The 19,732-nt window shown below is 39.1% G+C and carries 19 protein-coding genes and 1 tRNA gene; 3 read left to right on the top strand and 17 right to left on the bottom strand.

Annotated elements, in window-relative coordinates:
• Nucleotides 1–17: 17 nt before the first annotated feature.
• From ABJN95_RS08720 to ABJN95_RS08665, 12 genes are all read right to left on the bottom strand, one after another.
• Nucleotides 18–3,281, bottom strand: a complete 3,264-nt coding sequence (locus tag ABJN95_RS08720) for an efflux RND transporter permease subunit (protein WP_348369995.1) — start codon at nucleotides 3,279–3,281, stop codon at nucleotides 18–20.
• The gene (locus tag ABJN95_RS08715; protein ID WP_348369994.1) at nucleotides 3,281–4,411 is read right to left on the bottom strand and encodes an HlyD family efflux transporter periplasmic adaptor subunit; all 1,131 of its coding nucleotides are present in this window, start codon (nucleotides 4,409–4,411) and stop codon (nucleotides 3,281–3,283) included. Before ABJN95_RS08715 ends, ABJN95_RS08720 begins: the two co-directional genes overlap by 1 nt.
• 109 nt (nucleotides 4,412–4,520) lie before the next feature.
• A complete protein-coding gene (locus ABJN95_RS08710) occupies nucleotides 4,521–4,988 on the bottom strand; it encodes a MarR family transcriptional regulator (protein ID WP_348369993.1) in 468 nt (155 codons plus the stop codon).
• Nucleotides 4,989–5,398: 410 nt separating this feature from the next.
• Nucleotides 5,399–6,301, bottom strand: coding sequence for a DUF5777 family beta-barrel protein (locus ABJN95_RS08705; RefSeq protein WP_348369992.1), 903 nt, complete (start codon nucleotides 6,299–6,301; stop codon nucleotides 5,399–5,401).
• Entirely contained in the window at nucleotides 6,291–6,836 is a 546-nt protein-coding gene (locus tag ABJN95_RS08700; protein WP_348369991.1) for a YceI family protein, read from the bottom strand. The genes ABJN95_RS08705 and ABJN95_RS08700 overlap by 11 nt, the downstream gene beginning before the upstream one ends.
• A complete protein-coding gene (locus tag ABJN95_RS08695) occupies nucleotides 6,829–7,170 on the bottom strand; it encodes a hypothetical protein (RefSeq protein ID WP_348369990.1) in 342 nt (113 codons plus the stop codon). Before ABJN95_RS08695 ends, ABJN95_RS08700 begins: the two co-directional genes overlap by 8 nt.
• A 207-nt stretch (nucleotides 7,171–7,377) precedes the next feature.
• Nucleotides 7,378–8,937 (bottom strand): hypothetical protein, encoded by a 1,560-nt coding sequence (locus ABJN95_RS08690; protein WP_348369989.1) that lies wholly within the window; start codon nucleotides 8,935–8,937, stop codon nucleotides 7,378–7,380.
• Between the two features lie 481 nt (nucleotides 8,938–9,418).
• Nucleotides 9,419–9,679: a hypothetical protein gene (locus ABJN95_RS08685; protein WP_348369988.1), complete on the bottom strand. Its 261-nt coding sequence runs from the start codon at nucleotides 9,677–9,679 to the stop codon at nucleotides 9,419–9,421.
• 14 nt (nucleotides 9,680–9,693) lie between these two features.
• A complete protein-coding gene (locus ABJN95_RS08680) occupies nucleotides 9,694–10,545 on the bottom strand; it encodes a DUF5777 family beta-barrel protein (protein ID WP_348369987.1) in 852 nt (283 codons plus the stop codon).
• A 1-nt stretch (nucleotide 10,546) separates the two neighbouring features.
• Complete coding sequence (locus ABJN95_RS08675; protein WP_348369986.1) at nucleotides 10,547–10,954, bottom strand: hypothetical protein; 408 nt, start codon at nucleotides 10,952–10,954, stop codon at nucleotides 10,547–10,549.
• A complete protein-coding gene (locus tag ABJN95_RS08670) occupies nucleotides 10,951–11,508 on the bottom strand; it encodes a YceI family protein (protein ID WP_348369985.1) in 558 nt (185 codons plus the stop codon). Before ABJN95_RS08670 ends, ABJN95_RS08675 begins: the two co-directional genes overlap by 4 nt.
• Nucleotides 11,509–11,542: 34 nt before the next feature.
• On the bottom strand, nucleotides 11,543–11,929 hold the full coding sequence (locus ABJN95_RS08665; protein WP_348369984.1) for a hypothetical protein: 387 nt from the start codon (nucleotides 11,927–11,929) through the stop codon (nucleotides 11,543–11,545).
• Nucleotides 11,930–12,151: 222 nt separating this feature from the next.
• Here ABJN95_RS08665 and ABJN95_RS08660 point away from each other — a divergent pair, with 222 nt between their 5' ends.
• From ABJN95_RS08660 to ABJN95_RS08650, 3 genes are all read left to right on the top strand, one after another.
• Complete coding sequence (locus ABJN95_RS08660; protein WP_348369983.1) at nucleotides 12,152–13,261, top strand: LytTR family DNA-binding domain-containing protein; 1,110 nt, start codon at nucleotides 12,152–12,154, stop codon at nucleotides 13,259–13,261.
• A gap of 321 nt (nucleotides 13,262–13,582) precedes the next feature.
• The gene (locus tag ABJN95_RS08655) at nucleotides 13,583–13,999 is read left to right on the top strand and encodes a hypothetical protein (RefSeq protein WP_348369982.1); all 417 of its coding nucleotides are present in this window, start codon (nucleotides 13,583–13,585) and stop codon (nucleotides 13,997–13,999) included.
• A gap of 31 nt (nucleotides 14,000–14,030) precedes the next feature.
• Entirely contained in the window at nucleotides 14,031–14,654 is a 624-nt protein-coding gene (locus tag ABJN95_RS08650) for an FISUMP domain-containing protein (protein ID WP_348369981.1), read from the top strand.
• 334 nt (nucleotides 14,655–14,988) lie between these two features.
• On the opposite strand, the gene ABJN95_RS08645 is transcribed toward ABJN95_RS08650, so the two are convergent.
• The 5 genes from ABJN95_RS08645 to ABJN95_RS08625 all read right to left on the bottom strand — a co-directional run bounded on the left by ABJN95_RS08645 (nucleotide 14,989) and on the right by ABJN95_RS08625 (nucleotide 19,732).
• A tRNA-Arg gene (locus tag ABJN95_RS08645) sits at nucleotides 14,989–15,062 on the bottom strand.
• An 87-nt stretch (nucleotides 15,063–15,149) separates the two neighbouring features.
• Nucleotides 15,150–16,004: a fumarylacetoacetate hydrolase family protein gene (locus tag ABJN95_RS08640; protein WP_348369980.1), complete on the bottom strand. Its 855-nt coding sequence runs from the start codon at nucleotides 16,002–16,004 to the stop codon at nucleotides 15,150–15,152.
• A gap of 29 nt (nucleotides 16,005–16,033) precedes the next feature.
• Entirely contained in the window at nucleotides 16,034–16,810 is a 777-nt protein-coding gene (locus tag ABJN95_RS08635) for an SDR family oxidoreductase (protein ID WP_348369979.1), read from the bottom strand.
• 27 nt (nucleotides 16,811–16,837) lie between these two features.
• Nucleotides 16,838–18,268, bottom strand: coding sequence for a c-type cytochrome domain-containing protein (locus tag ABJN95_RS08630; RefSeq protein ID WP_348369978.1), 1,431 nt, complete (start codon nucleotides 18,266–18,268; stop codon nucleotides 16,838–16,840).
• 3 nt (nucleotides 18,269–18,271) lie between these two features.
• Nucleotides 18,272–19,732 (bottom strand): DUF1501 domain-containing protein, encoded by a 1,461-nt coding sequence (locus tag ABJN95_RS08625; RefSeq protein WP_348369977.1) that lies wholly within the window; start codon nucleotides 19,730–19,732, stop codon nucleotides 18,272–18,274.

Here is a 19,732-nt window from a genome sequence, read left to right as displayed (position 1 = left end):
ATACTAACTTAGATTTTCTAATCGGTTTCGGAGATTTCAGCAACACGCTCTTCTACTCCATTTTTATTTGGTTGCATTTCCCCGTGCATGTGGAGTTCCTCTTTTTGCTCCTTTATAGCGCGCTCAACCTCCTCTTTGGTGATCACATTGCCCGTTGCCAGCCATTTAGTGTTCACCTTCATCTTATTGCTAAAGGAAAGAAATAGTGGTAGCATAACCAATGTCAATACAGTGGCAAAACCTATCCCATAAGCAATCGAAACTGCCATGGGTATTAAAAACTTGGCCTGTCTACTTGTTTCAAAAATCAAAGGGGTCAAACCAGCAATAGTAGTAATTGAAGTCAAAAATATAGCTCTGAACCTAGAACGGCCAGCTTCGTAGATGGCATCGTCAAATTTCATCCCAAGCCGAAGGTTGCTATTGAACTTTCCTATCAAGACCAATCCATCGTTGACCATAATTCCTATTAGCGCAATGATACCAAGTACGGAAAGGATGTTTAGCGGTAAATCATGCGCCCAATGTCCAAGAGTTACAGCTGTCAAACTAAATGGTATTAGCAAGATTAACATCAATGGTTGACTAAAGCTCCGAAAAGTGAAGGCAATGGTCATATAAATCAATGCTAAAACCGAAAGACCAACAAAACGCAGTGAGCCAAACAACTTTCCCACCTCACGATTTTGCCCTTCATAAGAAGCCGTCACGGTAGGGTATTTAGACTGAATTTCAGGCATGATAAGCTCGCGAATTTCGGTCATGACATCGGTAGGGCTGTCTTTTGCGTTTTTCATATCTGCTGACACTTGAATCTCGCGTTGGCCTTTCAAATGATTAATGGCTACATCACCACGTTCGATACTATATTCCGCTATTTCTTTTAGAGGTATTCGGGCACCGCTTGGTGTTACTATTCGCATTTCATCCAAATCGGAAATTGACGAACGATTTTCACGATCATAGCGTACCCAAACCCGAATTTCATCTTGCCCTCTTTGAAATCGCTGCGCCTGATTGCCGAAAAACCCGGCCCTTACCTGATTCATTACAGTTCTAAGGTCAAGACCTAGTAAATACGCATTCTCCTTTAATTCAAGTCGTATTTCTTTGATACCTGCAGGGTCATTATCAGCCACATCTTTTAACAGACTATTATCTAATAAGGCAGTTTTAAGCTCCTGCTTGGCTGCCTTCAGTTCACCTATATTGTTACCCAGTAGCGAAACCGATACGGGAGATCCTCCAAAATTACGGCCAGAGCCATAAATCAAACTCTCGACACCGATTATGGGGCCTACCAACTCGGTTAGTCTTCCTGTTACCATGGTGGACACAATTTCATCAGGTCTTTCTTCACCAGGCAATAGATTTATCCTCAAAGTGGCAGCAGAAGAGCCTGGGCCAATTCTTCGTATTACGTTTCTAAAGAGTTCTTTATCGGTTCCTTTCAAGTATTTTTCGGTAAGCTCTTGATTTACGATTTCAGCTTTCTCCTCGATCATGGAAATTATGGAGTCAGTAACCTTCTCGTTGGTGCCGTTAGGCATATTCAATTCAATCTGAACCAGGTCGCTCGCAACCTGCGGAAAAAAAGATGTGCGCACTATTCCCCCACCAATAACACCAAAAGAAAGCATCAAGGCCATGGCAAAAAAACCGAATACCAATAATTTATACTTCAAAGAAAAGCGGAGCAACGGACTATATAAAGTATCACGCATCCACGCCATAAAGCGATCTCCGGCTTGGTTGATCTTCCGTAATTCGGCAAATGCCTTGGCAATCCCCTTCTTTGGCTTATCTGTTCTGGGCTTTAACGCTTTTGAATGTGCTAAGTGTGCCGGTAATATAATCAAGGCCTCAACTAAGGATACTACCAAGGTGAGAATTACAATTACAGAAACTTCCCCGAAAAATTCACCTATTCTACTATCTAAGAACAGGAATATGGAAAAAGCCAATATTGTGGTGATAATTGCCGAAAGTATTGGTGGAAGCACTTCCAAAGTGCCATCAACAGCCGCCCTAACTGGAGACTTTCCTTTTTCGTAATGTTGATAAATGTTTTCCGCTATAACGATGCCGTCATCCACCAAAATTCCAATTACGATAATCATCCCGAAAAGAGAAAGTACATTGATGGTCACATTGAAAAATCCTGCAAAAACGAACATCCCTAAAAATGCAACAGGAAGACCGAATGCAACCCAAAAAGCGAGTCTGGTATTCAGGAAAAGTGAAAGAAAAATCAACACCAACAACATACCCTGCCAAGCATTTTTTACCAAAAGCTTCGTTCTACCCGTAAGCACCTCTGACTGGTCGCTAACTACGGTTAGCTTTATGTTATCATATTTCTGATTAAAAGTCTCTATATATTCGTTAACCATATCAGCAGAACCAATTAAATCTTCGGTATTCGTACTGGTAATTGAGGTGTTGACCGATAAGTTGCCATTGAAGAATGAGGCATTTGGAGTCTCTGAAAAACGATCGCGTATGGTAGCTACATCCTTTAGGCGAACAGTTTGACCCGAAGGATCGGCCCTTACTATGATATTGGAAAGTTCGTCTCCGTAATAGGAACGGTTATTGGCACGAATCAAATACTCTTCGGCATTGGTCTTTATATTTCCGCCGGTTACCAAAATGTTTGCATTACCCACTGCCTGAGATACTTCTGAAAAAGAAATGTTGTAGGCCAGCAAGCTATTCTCATTCACCGCAATCTCTATTTCTTCCTGAGGATAACCCGTAATCTCTATTTTAGAAATCCCCTCCATTGCCCTAATATCATTCTCAATTTGTCGTCCAATTTGCTTTAGGGTAACCAACGGTATTTGTTCTCCACTTATAGCAAAACTGATGGTTTGGCGAACGAATTCAAACTTTGACACTATTAGGGGCTCCATTCCTGTGGGAAAGGTCGGCACCCTATCTACAGCATTTTTTACCTGTAGTAACATGAAATCAATATCCCGTCCTTTTTCGATTTCAACGTTAATACTGCCGCTATTTTCACGTGAAGTGGAGGTAACCCTATCCACGCCTTCCAATCCCTTAAGATTATCCTCTATTTTCAGAACGATACCTTCTTCGACCTCTTGAGGTGAAGCTCCCGGATACGTTATGGCAATGGAGATATTCTTAGATTCGGTGAGTGGAAAAAAGGAGGATTTCAATGACTTTGCACCAACTATACCGAAAACGGCAAAAGCAATTATTATCACATTTACTGCTACATGGTACTTTATAAAATATTCAATGACCTTGCGCATTATCCTTTTGTATTTGCTGATTTATCTTCATACACTTTTACTGCCATTCCAGTATATGCCCCTAATAGGGGCTTAGACATAATTTTAATCCCATCAGGTACTTCTTTCAATACAACTCTTTTATCAGTAAAATAGACAGGCTTGACATCGATCATATCTAAAATGGTATCTCGTACTACAAAAATCTTATCTCCCTCTAACAACAGGCTTCTATCTATTTCAATGGCGTTGGTCTCCTCCTTGGCATCTAAATTCGCCTCTAGATACATTCCCTCACGCAAACTTTTATCCTTTACCTCTATAAAAGCCTTTATAGTTTGTGATGCTTGGTCCACCCTGCCATTGATCCTTGCCACTTTACCGATATAGGTCTTATCGTCATCTAGAGCTGACAATTCTACTTTTTCACCTACTTTCAAAAGGTCACTAAAAGCTTTGCTCACCGAGACCTCTAACTCATAAACATCTGTATTGATGAATTCGCCCAACTTCTGACCTGATCTTACTAGCGTTCCCTCAGTTACCAATGTTTCAGTGAGAACACCGCTAAAAGGGGCAGAAATTCGATATTTTGAAAGTCTTTGTTCAAGGTTTTTCACATTGTAAAAGCTGGTCAAAATTCCTCTGCCGCTTATGAAAAAACGCTCCTTTTCAAGGGTCATTTCGGGTAAAGGAGGGGTTACACCCTTCATGTCAAAACCGCTGAGATAGGCTTGCCATTTGGGAAAAATTTCAGGATAATCTAAACGCAAATCTGGCATTACCGAAGTCAACTGATTATAAAGATTACTCTTTGCCGATTGTACACTGGCGGCATATTCGGAGGCATCTATACGAATGATAGTTTCTCCTTTGCGATAGGTCTCCCCTGTTTTGAAAAGTTTATTCCCTTTTCTGAACACCCCTTGAACTTCGGCATAAAGTTCCACTCTATTTTTTGCAATCAGGTTTCCGTTTGCCGGAACCACAATCGGAACGGTACCATTGGTTACAACTTCGGTAAACACAGTTTTCACAACTTTTTGCGCTCTTGGTTTAAAACTCTTTTTGTTATCAATGATGGTTTTGGCTCCAAAGAAGCCCCCTACAATCAGTAAAACACCCAAAACAGATAATATTATTTTTCTCATACGTTGATAATTCTAAAAACATTTTTGTCGCAACCGATATTTAAATGTATTATCCATTCATCGGAATTAGACCATAGCATTTCATGCGGGTTTAACCTATAGTTGTTAATCATTTATTAAAAGTTAACTCAGGTTCAAAATTTACTTGCACTTTTTGAAGTAAGTCTATCATTTGCACTTTCTCTTCTGTACTTATATTCTGTTCCATTTTGTTAATTAGCTTTTTAATAACCGGTCTTGTTTTTAAATACGTTGCTCTTCCTGTCTTGGTCAAAAAAACTTGATTAACTCTTTTGTCATCAGTACTCTGTTTTCTAATGATGTACTTCTTTCGCTCCATTTTAGATAACAGTCTGGCCAAAGAAGACTTATCACGATAGGTAAGAAAGGCCAACTCATTTTGGTTTAGGCCATCTTTCTGGTGCAATTTCTTCAAAACGACCATCTGTTCTTTGGTCAGATCCAAACCGGCCGACTGAAGAGCTTCATGCATATGATAATCGAGCAACTTCATGGTTCTACCTAGCCATGGTCCGATAGACCTCTCAAAATCAATATGAACCTCTTTAGTTTTCATTCGGCAAAACTAGTTCAAATTCAAATAGTTGCACATGCAACTATTGTTAAATATATCTTAAATCTTGTTTAATATAAACACCATTTAGTTCCACAAAAAAAGAGTGTATGTAATCCGAAGAGCATCGAGGCGTGTATTACAAGCAGATTACCTGTTTTGGCTGTCTCAAAAACAAAAGTCCAGAATGGATGTAATCTACTCTGGCCCAAAATCATATTTAGCGAATACTTTAGTTTCCTAAACTCAAGGAGATACTTCAATCAACAATGAAGTCAATTAATTTGGCTTAACCACTACCGTTTGGTGGCACTAGTATTTAGGCATATACCGTTGATTGGCTGATACCCTAAAGCGCATTTAAACCAACAGCTAATTCATAAGGCTGCACAACTACTGTAAAGTACTTGACTCTATTTATTCTTCTTCAAGCCCTTTTTAAAATGTATGACATAGGCCACATTAAAGCCAAAATTTAGATTGGGGTTCCTAAAATTGAAGTTGTTTCTCGTTTGGGTGATAAATGAATCTTCAACCATGCGCACCGCATTGGTGAGCGAAAATTGTAGCATCACGTCACCAATCTCCCAATTAACACCCACCGCGAAGGGGCCGTAAGTATCAAAAGATGTTATGGGGTTTGTGTTGTAATAATACTCGGATACAAAAGAAACATGGTTGCCCAGCTTATATCGTATTCCCAAGCCAATGGCAAAGTGATTTTGAGGATCTTCTTCAGAATAAACCAGGCCACGATGAACAAAAGTAGGAGCGATCTGAAACGAAAAATTCGGTGAGATTTTACTAGCAATGAGTAGCTGCGTTGTATAGGAGAGGCGATTGCCCAGATCACCTTGTATTGTCGGTGCAGCAAGGCCTTCACTGAAATAACTTGCACTTTGCAAAAGTGAAACACTTAGTGGTGAACCTTTTTTATCGCTGCGTTGCCGCACCAATTTATATTTTAAGAACCCATCAAACAGCCCATCGTAGGTGGTTCCACCAAAGCCTAGTAATAATCGGTCTGATATACCATACTCCAATGCAATTCTTGTGCTCAGGCGATCGGCGGCAAAGCTTTGTGCCCTATCTGCCGGAGTATTCCAAAAGCGGTTTGCCACATAGATGTCTAGCAGTCCCTTTTTGCGTGTCTCAACCGAATGGCCAAAAGAAATTCTACTAAACTTAAACGTGGCCAATGTATATTGCGGAGCATCTTGTTGTTCTTTGTCAAGTATGCCCAAAAGGTCTTGGCCAGCAAGCGTATTTACCGCAAAGATCAAGACCAGATGCAAAAGTATTTTTTTAGCTTTCATAGGGCTGATATTCAAATCTAAAATCTATTGATATTGTTTTTGCAATGTTCCCTGCCAGCAACGGAGGTATTTTGATATTATAATCTTTTACGAAGGCTTCAAAGGTACCAGATAGCACATATGTGCCCTCATCATTTTCTATTCTTGTCTTTATTTCAAGTTCTTTTGATACCCCATGCATTGAAAATACACCTTTTATCATTCTAGTCTGCTCCCCTCCTATTGCCGGATCAAAATCAATGATTTTTCCATCAAAGGTAGCCTTCGGATAAATATCTGATTCAATATAGCTTTCATTAAAATGTTCTCGCATTAATGCCTTTTCAAATACAAAAGCGTTCATAAGCATACTAACGGCAATTTCACCTGTGGCTAAATCGATAATGCTCAAAGCTTGATTGTTCTCTGCTTTAATATGTTCTACCGCGGTATATGAAAAAAAAGATATACGTCCCTGCCGGGCAATTATTTTATTCTCGGTTGGTTGCTGCCCATAAAAAATGAACAGTAAAAAAAATAGAATCAATTTATTCATTGATTATTTTTTGTGAAATAACACAATTCAGAAAAATGGCATCTTTCAAAAATCCTTTGAAAATACCTTTTAATCTTATGGTGTCTTTTGGTTTAAATTTTTTCAGGTTTTTCGTTTGGTCGGCTTGCATATCACAAATGACAGAAGCAGATTCATTGGCACCCCCCTCAAGCAATACAGTAATTCGATTGTTAAGATTGTTAATCTCTTTAATTGTACCTTCTATCTCCACAATTTTTTCAGCACGTAATGCATAGTCGTTTTCCCTTTTAAAATGGGCGATAAGTGTTTCCGCATTCAAATACAGTTCTGGTTCAGCTTCAAGGATATTCACCGGTTTTGTGTAAAAAGTGTTCCATAAAAGAAAGAAGCTTATCAACACTAGCCCCAAAATCAGCACCCGAATAAATTTACCTAATCCTTTCAATATGTGTTAGAATAATTACAATTAAATATAAAGCGTATTTCTAAAATTAGTATAAACCTAGGGCCTCTATATCGACCCTAGGCAAAACTAACAAAAACATATTTCCTTTTTCAATTAATCAATAATAGCAAAGGTTCCTGTCATGCTACCATGAAACTCGCAGTTATAAAAAAGAGTGTCAGGAGCATCTGACGGTACGGTAAAAGTTATAGTTCCGGTGGCAATTCCATTGTTTGTCACCCCATCATTAAAAGCGTTGCCAGTACCAGTTCCTTGCACTGATTTTATTATAAAGGGATGCCCTGGTGTATTCACACTAAATTGATAAGTTCTTCCTCTACGCAAAGTGAAATTGGAATTTTCGTCATTATCAAAACCTGTACCACTAAACACATATGAAGTTGCACCAATGTTGCTAACATCAAAAGAGCTGGTTTCATTTGCATCTACAATTCGAATCCTTCCCGTCATTGAACCGTGAAATTCACAATTGTAAAACAACACATCAGGAGCATTCTCAGGTACCGTAAAAGTTATGGTTCCTGTCGACGCTCCATTGTTCGTAACACCTTCATCAAAAGTGTCATTAGTACCTGTACTTTGATTTGTCTTAATAAAAAATGGATGCCCAGGTGTATTCACAGAGAATTCGTAAGTGCTACCTCTTGTCAATTCAAGTTCTGGGTTTTCTAGGCTGGTAAATTCGAATACGTAAGACGTTGCCCCAACATTGGAAACTGTAAAGGTTCTTTCGATAGTAGCTGTTGGTTCCTCAGGTTCAGGCGCAACTTCCGTATCGAGGTTCAGAATTGGCCATACACCAGCAACTGGAAAGCCCACTCCAAAGTTATCGCCCCTTCCATCGTCGCCTCCAAATGTATAAAGGGGCCAACCTTTGTAGGTTAATTGCGCTTGACCAAAAACATCAATAGTTCCAAAATCTGCTGTGTTCAAAATACTTGGAACGTTTTGCAATTCTGAATTAAAAATTGGCCAAGACCCATTGTTTGAAAAATCTTCATTAGTAAAATTATTGGTTCCATTTTCGTCGTTGATGAAACTATAAAGGGTATTGCCCTCAGCATCTGTAATATAGAAGGTCTCCTCTTCTCCAGCTTCATATGCGCTGTTGAGTTCGGTATCATTTCCATCTGAATCTCTTCCAACCAATTGACTTCTTGTAAACATAACAGCGTAGTCTGGTTTGGCAACAAACCAAACTCCCCCTGAGCCGTCGCCATTTATTTCACCTGCAGCGGCATCATTGGCAAACAAATATAAAGGCCATCCTTTATAGGTAGTTTGTTCTTCTCCGTCGGATCTGGTAATTGAACCGAAGTCATCTGGGTTTAGTCCCTCATCTAAGGTAAGGTCTGTTGCATTGAACGCTGGCCAAGCCGCAACACAGCCATCCAAACAATTGGAATCTCCCTTGCTATCTGGGGCAAAAAAGTACAATGTAAAACCTTCTGAATTGGTTAAAACCGATCCAAATGTTCCATCTACAACCAATCGCACTGAATTTTCTACAACCACCGGGTCATCATCCGTTCCGTCGTCTTGATCGTCGTTTTGATCCTGATTTTGATCTTGGTCATTTCCATAACCACTATCATCTGAACTACAGCTGACCACAAATAAAGTGACCATTGCTAATAAAAAGATTTTCTTCATTTTTAAAATTATTTGATTAATTAATGATGACAAAGAAACCCCGTAACCACTGCGTTTGAAGACAAAACTTGGGTGAAAGGGAATATTTGCCTTTAAAAGGGAATATATTCCAAGTGTACCTCAGTGTTTTAGACTATTGATAACTTAGAAATATTCGTTTGTAGCTTCATCGTTCTGAATTAAGATGGTTCTTACCTCTTTCATTTGATTCTGCTGGTACATACGGCCCGTCAATAGTATTTGCTATTTGCATCTTGAAGTGAAATGGGGTATTGAACCAAGACCTTTTTCGTCTGCTGAAGTTGAAGAGCTGCTTGAAAGCCGTTATGAAATAGTTTTTACTAGTTTAAAAGATGGGAATTATGTTACTAGTTAGGGTCATGCAAAATGAAAAATGCCCTTACAATTTCAAAACATACTTCTTCATATTGGCAATAAAAAAAGGCTTCCAATATGGAAGCCCTTAGCTAACAACCAAACCCTAACATAAACATAATTTTGATTCCATCTTAGCAGCCTTATGCCATCGTTCCCCAACTTCAGGATACCCTATCTCCGTTAGGAGGTTGAGTACTTCAGACAACTCATTGGCTTTAAAAAAGTTAAAGACCACCAACGATTCTTTTTCATATAACTGAATGCTAGAAATATCTGGTATTTCTGCCAATTTAAGTAGAATAGCATTTTTACATCTTATGCAAAATTTATTCTGAACAGGTATTCTTGCGCGTTGTGCTTTCATGTTTTCGTTTTGAATTAAAATACTCTCGAAAGGTTGAACCCGAAGAAAAAATCACCACTCGTCCAGTCACCAGTTCCTTGTCCTAGAAAACCATTCGTATTCATTGGTTGAGCATTTGTGAAGTGCAATTGAAATACATGTCCGCCGGTTTCAATATCAATACCAATCGAAAGTGGATTCTTAAATGGTGAATTTGAGGCTCTGTTCATATGATAGCCGTAATCAAAATTGAACGAAAATCTTTTGGTTAACTTATGTCTTCCCCCAAAACCCAATACATATTGAGAGTTATTTTGTTCGTCAACGGCAACATAATTGTCATGAAAAAAAGTAGGCATCAATTGTAGGGAAAAGTTCTTATTGAATTTTTTTGAAATCAACAATTGCGCAGTATATCCCAAACGGTTCTCAAACTTTAACCCAGGCAAAATTTGTTCGTCTAAAGCCGTATTAATTAAAATATTGTTTGAGCTTACTACGGTAAATGGAAATCCACCTTTTTTTTCTCGAATCAGCCTTAATTTTAGTGATGACTCATAAATTTTTTGGAAGGAACTTCTAGAGAACCCGAAGTTGATGCCATCAGATATTCCGTATAACAAATTTAAACGGGTCACAGCTTGATCTAATCCGAAAAAATCTTCAAAACCAGTTTCAACCGATCCAAACCTATGTGAAACCACGAAGTACAATTCACCTTTTGAAATCATTTTTGTCGATTCAAAATTTACAATTTTTAGGCCTTTGAATGCCGCACTTTTGTAGGTGTTGGGTTGAACAGAATCAAATTCTGCAAGCAAATCTTCTTGTGCATATAGTGCACTCATAAACAGAAATAGAACCCCTATTGATAATTTTATCTTCATCTTATTTTGTTTTTATGGTCGTAGCTTGATCTATTTTCACCAATAGTAGAAGTTCATCAAAACCAACACATCTGCCTTTGACGTTTAGAATATCACCTTTATTAGTGTCTTCTTCCACACCGTTCAAAAAATCTACTTGAACCCTGTTTTCTAGAATAATATAGTTCTCGGCAATTTCGGTTACTGCACCATGGGTTTCCACCACTTTATCTATGAATTGATTGGTTGCCTTCGTCTCGTCATTTGCAAAATGAAATTGCAAATCTTCTGCGGGAATGGTAAATGCTGTAGCTTCTGTGGCTATTTGTCTGTGTTGCGCGTTGAATACCATATTATAAACCAAACCTACCGAGGCTAAAGTGAAGGCAACCAGGCCCATAAGGATATACTTCATCTTCTTTTTCTTCATGACTTTAGGTTAAAACTTATGGTGACTAGTACTTCTTTGGCAATCTTGTTGCTCACAATAGATGGAATCTCAATATCAAAATCTGAAGGGCTGACCCTAAAGTCGCCCTTCATGACTATGGACCCATTCAATTTTTGCAGGCTTACCGCTGTTTTGACTTGCTTTTCTTTTCCATGCAGTTCTAATTTCCCATCCACCTCAACTAAAATTGAGGTATCCGTCAAGCTCGAAAGGTCAAAACCAATCAACTTACCTTTAAATATTGCTTTAGGGTACGTTTCAGATTCTATATAGTTTTCGTTAAAATGTTCTTCCATAAGCGAGTTCTTGAATCGAAAGCCTGTGACCAACGCTAGAGAAGCGAAGTCTCCTGTGTCTGCATTTAATACGGCAGTGACTGATTCGTTTGCCGCCTCAACGGGCTCGAAAAGCTTTTCTGAAGCTTCAAATTTTATATTCCCAGATTTGTCAACATATTTTTGAGCATTCAAGTTGATGGCGAATACGCTGCTTAAAAGGACTATTGATAAACAAAAGGTTTTACGATTTTTCATTTTTACTATTTAGTTTTTAGTGTGACAGCTATTTTTAATTTTCTGGCAATTCGTTATTAATCCACTCTTGGATTTGATTAATTGTATTTTCGGGTAATCTTCCTGATGGAGGCATAGCACCGGCTGCGCCACTTTGTCGTGACATTGCATTCAGAATGCCATTGGCCCTGGCGCTTACCTGGCCGTAGTTTACCAATGCGAAAGGCGCTCCATTTCTTGGTGGACTATCATGACAGCCCGTACAACTGCTCTGTATGATCGCCTTTATGGTGTTTTCATAAGTGACACTATCACCATCTATGTCTTTCTCATCTTCATCTTGATCTTGCTGTATTTCAATTAAATCATTTTCACTGTCGTATGTGCAACTCCAAATACAGAGCATCATTGAAAAAATCACTATAAATCTTGAGGTCTTCATATTTATCTTTTTTTTGATTTTGTACATGACAAATGAAGCACCATTGGGGCTAAACAGCATTATTAATCTTGCTGAAAGGGAAAATTTAGGTTTAACAGGGAAATATGACCTTTAAAAAAGAACCTCAGATAGTGTGAATTGAGAAATTGACTTTGAATTGGGCATGCACAATATTTTGATGCGCACAAATTCTTATATTCAACAAAAATTTGCCTTATACTAATGAGAAAAGATAAACTCTATTTTCTTACTTTTTTGTCGATTACTGTTATATACATAGCTATCGCTAGTGTTGCCCTACATCATTTGGTTAAAGCAAGTACACACGAATTACTTGAAACTCATTTAGAATTTAGCAAAAAAGAGGCAAAGACGTTTGCAACCCTTGTAAGTCTTCAATTGGCAAATGGAATTAAAAAAGATTCGGTTATAAACTATATACAGACCAGTTTAAAAGGTACCGATTTTGAAATGGGGTTTTTAAGTATGTACGACTGGTCAGGAAGGGTGGTTTGCCACCCAGACATTAAGAATGTGGGACAGCCAGCCAGTTCCAGCGAGTCATTTGTGTCATCAGTTACAGATGATTTAAGTGCAGAGATTTTTTCAGATTTGTTGAAGGAACGACAAAAAAAATTTGAAGAAAGTAATGTAGATGTCTTAGATCAAAACTCAGAGGTAATTTATTTATATCCTGTTCAAAATTCAGATTGGGTAGTCGCAGCACATGCCAACATAAAAAACATATCACTACAATTAAGTGAAATACGAAAAAGGTTTTATACGATTTTTCTGGTGATGGGTCTTGTTGTAATTCTATCTTACGTAATTATTGTACGGCTATTGGGAAGCGCCTATGAGAAAAGACTCGAGCTTCAAAATCAAAAATTGGAGGACGAGGTTGTCAACCTGTCTAAATTGAATAGGGCTGTGGGAGACTATCAACAGATGGTCATAGAGAAAATACCGGTCTCAAAAACGAACGATAACAACGCAAAGAAAAGAATATTGACCTATGTGCGCAATGAACTTGTGCCAATTCCCATAGAAGAGATTGCTCATATTTACACCGAAAGCACCATTACCTATGTGGTTTGCATTGATGGTAGAAGGTCAACCACCAACTTAAGCCTCGATGAACTTTTCTCAAATCTAGATGAAAACTATTTTTTTAGGGCGAATAGACAGTTTATTATCGCGATATCGGCCATCAACAAGATCGTTAAATATGGAAACAATCAGCTGAAAATTTTAGTTAACCCAAATTCTGAAGTCGATATTATTATTAGTAAAAACAGGGCAGCGGAGTTCAAGCAATGGCTTAACCTTTAATTAGAAACATACTTGGTTGTACTTTAACCCTAGTTAGTATTGGATATTAAAAAAGCAAAACATACCCTTAAGGCTAAAAAACAAATAGTTATGTTCTTCTTTGGTATACTTTACGTTACTTTACTGGGTAGACATTACTTCGCGAACTTGGGAGGTAGCGTTGAGGACAAGGCAAGATTATTGAAAATATATTATTCAGGATTAGTCTTTTGGGTTACTGTAATCGTTGCTGTTTTCTTAGAAAGCAAAGGGCTATTCAATTAAAAAGTTCAAGTAAAGGATTCTATTTCTCTAAAACATAAAGTTAATACCAAATCAAAAATGAATAGTCAATATCCAGCTGCTCCAACGAATAAAAAGGAATTTATATCAGATATTGGAAAAATTTTAATACAAGAGCACGGTAAGAAAAAATACTATAAACCTGAAGAAGTAAAAAAGGCTTCCAAAAAGTCTAATTATCATGAATATGTCGGCATAGATTGGCATTGTTGGGCAATGTGTACATTTTCATCTCATTCTGATTTCGATGCCTATCATGAACTTACCGGTGAAATATGTGATTATGTTGAAATGAAATCTGAAATGCTGGGTGGCCTAGCGACATCTGCTTCGGCAGACTGGTTAACCATTCCAGATTTAGATATAGATGCTTCTTGGCTTGATTTTGGAGTTGCCTTTGAAGGAATTTTAGAAGGAGTAGGAGAGTTCATAGGTGGAATATTAGATGGCATATGATGCAACTGCCATTTAGTTTAAATAAAGGATCATGAAACAGTACATTTGCACTCTACTTTCTACCTTGCTTTTTACGCAGGCAGTAATTGCCCAATCCAATGACGCCTTCACTGACTCGCGCGATGGGCAAGCGTATAAAACTATCAGTTTTGAAAATGCTATGACGGGCACCACGGTTATATGGATGGCACAAAACCTGAACTATAAAGTAAAGGAAAGCTATGCTTATGATGACGATCAGAACAATCGCAAAGAGCTTGGCTTACTATATACTTGGGAGGCAGCTAAAAAAGCCTGCCCCAACGGTTGGCATTTGGCAACAGATAGTGAATGGTCTATGCTGGTGAGTCAATTTGGCGGAACCGACAAGGCTGGTGAAGCCCTAAAAAGTATCAATGGCTGGAAGGAAGGTGGAAATGGTACGAATAGCAGCGGTTTTGACGCGCTCCCAGGAGGTCAGCGTACAAACGATGGCAGTTATCGCAACCTGGGCAGCTTCAGTATCTGGTGGTCGTCAACACCCACTTTTGAAGAGGGCAAAGTTTGGATATGGGATATTAGTTATGGTGGTCCTGACATGTCAATAAAATCAAAGATATGGCGTTTCGATGCCGATATGCTTGGCGGACTCTCTGTCCGTTGCGTCCGAGATTAGCCTATTTGATTTATCTAATGAATGTCGCGAGGAGTAAACAACACCAACGTTTGCAAAGTTCAAATAAAGGATACTTAGTTTGATAAATGTTTCGAAAACACTTCGTTTTCTGCAAATTTCCGTACAAAAAAGGAATTACATTAGCTTTAAATGTAACTCCTTGACTATGAAGTGATAGTACTAGGATTACATATCCTATCAGATGTCCCCTTTGCAAATAAATAACCACTGGCTACCGCTCAAGTTCTTCGTTTAATTCCAAGATTTCGAATGAGTTCGATCTTTCCGTAAAAAAACAAAGAACCACGCCTTTGGCGTGGTTTCTTGATTGTAGTGATGGCACTAGGATTCGAACCTAGGACCGCCTGCTTAGAAGGCAGGTGCTCTATCCAGCTGAGCTATGCCACCATTTTTTTTCAAATGTGGGTGCAAACTTACTAAAAATTATAGTTTCCGTTGCCCTAAAAACCATCAAAAATTAAATAGAAATCTATCTTATTGAAAAGCTCTTGCCTCTTGCCTTGAAGTTCCTAAGCCTTCAATACCTAACTCAACCACGTCGCCAGGTTTTAAATAGCGCGGTGGATCAAACCCAAGACCTACTCCAAAGGGCGTTCCTGTAGATATGACATCGCCTGGGAGCAAGGTCATAAACTGACTGATGTAGCTAATCGACTCTGGAATATTGAAAACAAAATCGGAAGTATTGCTATGCTGTAGCTGCTCTCCATTAACATTCAACCACAAATCAAGATTGTGAGGGTCTTGAATTTCATCTCTTGTAGCAATAAAAGGACCCAAAGGTGCAAACGTATCACTGCTTTTTCCTTTTACCCATTGCCCTTCGCGTTCTAACTGAAATTCACGTTCACTATAATCATTGTGCAGCACATAACCTGCCACATGATTCATGGCTTCCGACTCAGAAACATAAGAAGCTTTCTTACCGATTACTACAGCTAATTCAACTTCCCAATCAGTTTTAGTACTTCCTCTAGGAATAATCACATCATCATTCGGACCTACTATTGCAGAACTTGCTTTAAAAAACAGCACTGGTTCTTTCGGAATCGCCATTCCAGCCTCTTGCGCATGTTTGGCATAGTTCAGTCCGATACATACGATTTTAGACGGTCGACAAAGGGGAGCTCCCAACCGGGTGTTTCCATCTATTTTGGGGCAGTTATCGGCATTTGTATCCAACCAAGTTCGAAGCCGTTCCAAGCCATCACCTCCAAAAAAATCTTCATTGTAATCTTGTCCAAAATCGGAAACGTCTAATCGTGATCCATCTTTTAGCTGAATTCCCGGTTTCTCATTTCCTATAGTTCCAAATCGTATTAATTTCATTCTAACTGAATTTATTCTTGTCGAGACCTTTAGTCTCCATTCAACTTTATAAAGCCCCCATCGATGGGGAAATCTGTTCCGGTAATAAAAGAGGCTTCATCAGAACATAAATACAATGCCAAATTCGCCACTTCAGCCGGTTTTCCCATACGTCCTATAGGTTGTGTTTGAGAAAGTTCTTTAAACTTTTCATCTATAGTATCTGGAAAATTACGCTTTAAATAGCCATCTACAAAGGGTGTATGAATTCTGGCTGGTGAAATGCTGTTACAGCGAATTCCATATTCCAAATAGTCTTTTGCCACAGAATAGGTCATAGTAAGCGCAGCACCTTTAGACATCGAATAGGCAAATCGATCCTTGATTCCGACTGTTGCAGCTACTGAAGCCATATTCAAGATTACGCCTCCCTTTTCCTTCATACAAGGAATTACAGCATGAATGCAATTGTACACCCCTTTTACATTGACGCTATATATTTTATCTAGGTCTGCTTCCGTAGTGTTTTCAACATTACCAATGTGGGCAATACCAGCGTTGTTAACTAGAATATCAATAGGTTTTTCCTTGCAAATTTTGTTGACAAGTTGAACTACTTCATCATGCTGTGCCACATTGCAAGTATGTTTTTCAGCCAGACCTCCAGCATTCTGGATGGTCGCGACAACTTCCTCGACAGTATCTGACTTGAGATCAAAAATATGAACCCTGGCTCCGTTACCGGCCAAAGCCACAGCAATAGCTCTACCTATACCACTACCACCACCGGTAATTATTGCTGATTTTCCTTCGAGATTAAATTTCATGTGTTGGCAATTTCACTTAAATATAATCTAGTTTTCTGAAATGGAGTCTTTCTTGGCATATAAAGCTTGTCTTTCAGGGTCAATACCGGTATTAATGCGCAATGCTGGTTTCGCTGTTCTGAGTTTTTGTAAGGCAGCTGAGCTAACCTTAGTTTTCCAAAGATAAATCTGTTTTAGGTTTTCCATATGCTGAATAACTGACAAGGTGCTATCTCCTATTTCAGTGTCATATATCTTTAGAGTTCTTAGTTTAGAAAGTACTTTCAAAGTATCTGTTTCAATATCAGTAACCGGAGTGCGGTCAATTTCTAACCACTCTAGGTTTTTACATGAGACGATTAGGCTCATTTCGTTCTTGCCAATTGGTAAACCACTGACATCCATCTCAATGATATTTTCAGCAATGGGTTGTAAGCTGATTAACAAATCTGAATTATACTCAGGAGGCATATACATAGTAACACTAAGGGCATCTAAATTGCTTGCCAACCTCTTAATTGTCACATAATCGGAGTTGAGCCTTGTGATAGTTGTATCGACTACCCTGGGTAATTCTGCCCAAGTTCTTTGTTCTGTTGGTTGCCGTAATTCATCAACCAAGCTTACCAATAATTCGTTATTGTCTAAATGGCTCAACAAAAGTGTATCTGAAGCTCCAAGGGCAATCCACCGTTCTAAGATTTGTATTTCGGTATCCGTAAGGCTCTTTTCTCCCTCTGGAGGCATATGGTTTTCATCAGATAAGGGAAGGTGCAATCGCTGAACCAATTCACTTTCTTCATAATTTCCTGGTACGATGGCAGCGCCACTTTCACCTCCTTTTAAAAGTTGCGATAAATTGGTCATTAAAAATTCCCCTTTTCGTTTGTTTGAACTATGACACTTCACACAAGATTCATCGATGATTCTGGCTACAACATCTTGGTATATTAATGGATTTTCAGGTATTGCCTCCATTGTTTTATTGGTAGGAAAGGCTAAAAATTCTTCACCGTGGGTCACCATACCGCCATAATGACCAGTAAAACCTATTAAGAAGGCCAAAGCGACTTGAAGTATTTTGGTATAGGTTTTTCGGTCTAAACCGGAAGTATGCAACCAATACCAGATAACAGCAAGAAGTGCGGTTCCGCCACCCAACCATTGATGCCAAAAGAGTAAATCACCTTTAGCACCGGCATCTGTTCCAAGAAAAAAACCTGAAATGGCCGTAATCAAAGCCATTATTGTGGCAAGGGGTAACAATGTTTTCGGAATAGTTTTACCGGTCAACCCTAAGAAAATAGCTAGCAATAACAGTACGATTGGAAAATGAAGCACCACTGGATGCCAGCGGCCCAGCCAAGCAACGAGATTTGGAAGCGCAATATAGGATTCAAAAATCAGGCAGAATACCAAAAAGATCGATAGGCCAAATATCACATAATTTACCCAACGCGAATTGTTTGAATTGGCCATGAATTATGCAAGTAAGTCTTTAACCACATTACCCGCCACATCGGTTAATCGAAAACGACGCCCTTGGTACTTATATATCAGTTGTTCGTGGTCAATACCCATCTGATGCATTAAGGTGGCGTGAAAATCATTAATATGTACTGGGTTTTCAACCACGTTGTACCCAAATTCATCGGTTTGGCCGTAGTTAAGTCCGGGTTTGATACCCCCTCCGGCCATCCAAATACTAAAAGCCCTTGGGTGATGGTCACGACCATAATTTTCTGGGTCGAATTTTCCTTGGGCATAGTTTCCACGACCAAATTCGCCTCCCCATATGACCAAAGTATCTTCTAGCATTCCCCTTTGTTTTAAATCCATGACCAACGCCGCGGAGGCTTGATCAACATCTTTGGCCTGCCCGGCCATTTCATTGTGCAAATTGCCATGTTGGTCCCATCCTTGATGGTATAGCTGAATGAAACGCACACCATTTTCCGCCAGCCTTCTCGCCTGCAGGGCGTTGGCAGCATAGGTGCCGGGTACTTGACAATCTTCACCGTATAAGTCGATAATTGACTGTGGTTCTTTCGATATATCCATTACATCAGGAACAGACATCTGCATGCGATAAGCCATTTCGTATTGGGCTATACGTGATTCGATTTCATCATCTCCGGTCTCCACATGATGCAATTTGTTTAGAGATGATACATGATCTAACAAATGTCTTTTGTCAGATCTCGAAATTCCATCCGGATCGTTTAAGTATAGTACAGGGTCTTTCCCAGAACGTAATAGAACGCCCTGATGCTTTGAATCTAAGAAGCCACTCGACCACAGTTTGGAATACAGGCCTTGACTGTTTCCTTTACCTCTAGAGGTCAGTACCACAAAGGAGGGAAGGTTTTTGTTTTCATTTCCAAGCCCGTAACTCATCCAAGAGCCCATACTAGGGCGACCTGATATCTGACTTCCAGTTTGAAAAAAGGTGATGGCCGGATCGTGATTAATAGCTTCAGTGTGCATACTGCGGATAACCGTAATATCATCTGCTATTTTGGCAATGTGGGGGAAAAAATCACTGATCCAAGTCTGACTTTCCCCATGTTGTTGAAACCCTATCTTAGGTGGCATCAGCGGAAATTTATCTTGACCTGATGTCATTCCCGTTAATCGCTGTCCGTTTCGTATAGATTCTGGTAAATCCTCACCCATTCGCTTTCTTAAGGTCGGCTTGTAATCAAAGGTTTCCAGTTGGGAGGGTGCACCCGCCTGAAAAAGGTAAATAATCCGTTTTGCTTTTGGTGCAAAGTGTGGCAAGCCTAAGGGTTGTTTTAATATATTTTCGGTACTCCCTTTGAACAGGTCAGGAATCAACAAAGAGCCTAAAGCCAGTGATCCAATACCCACGCTTAACTGTGAAAAGAAGTGGCGTCTATTGACTTTTAAAGGGTTTTCGGATATATTTTTTTTCTCTTCCAT

This window comes from Maribacter sp., from assembly GCF_039974175.1.
GTDB lineage: Bacteria > Bacteroidota > Bacteroidia > Flavobacteriales > Flavobacteriaceae > Maribacter_C.
The sequence above is the reverse complement of the archived record's forward strand: the minus strand, read 5'-3'. Positions and strand labels throughout refer to the sequence as shown.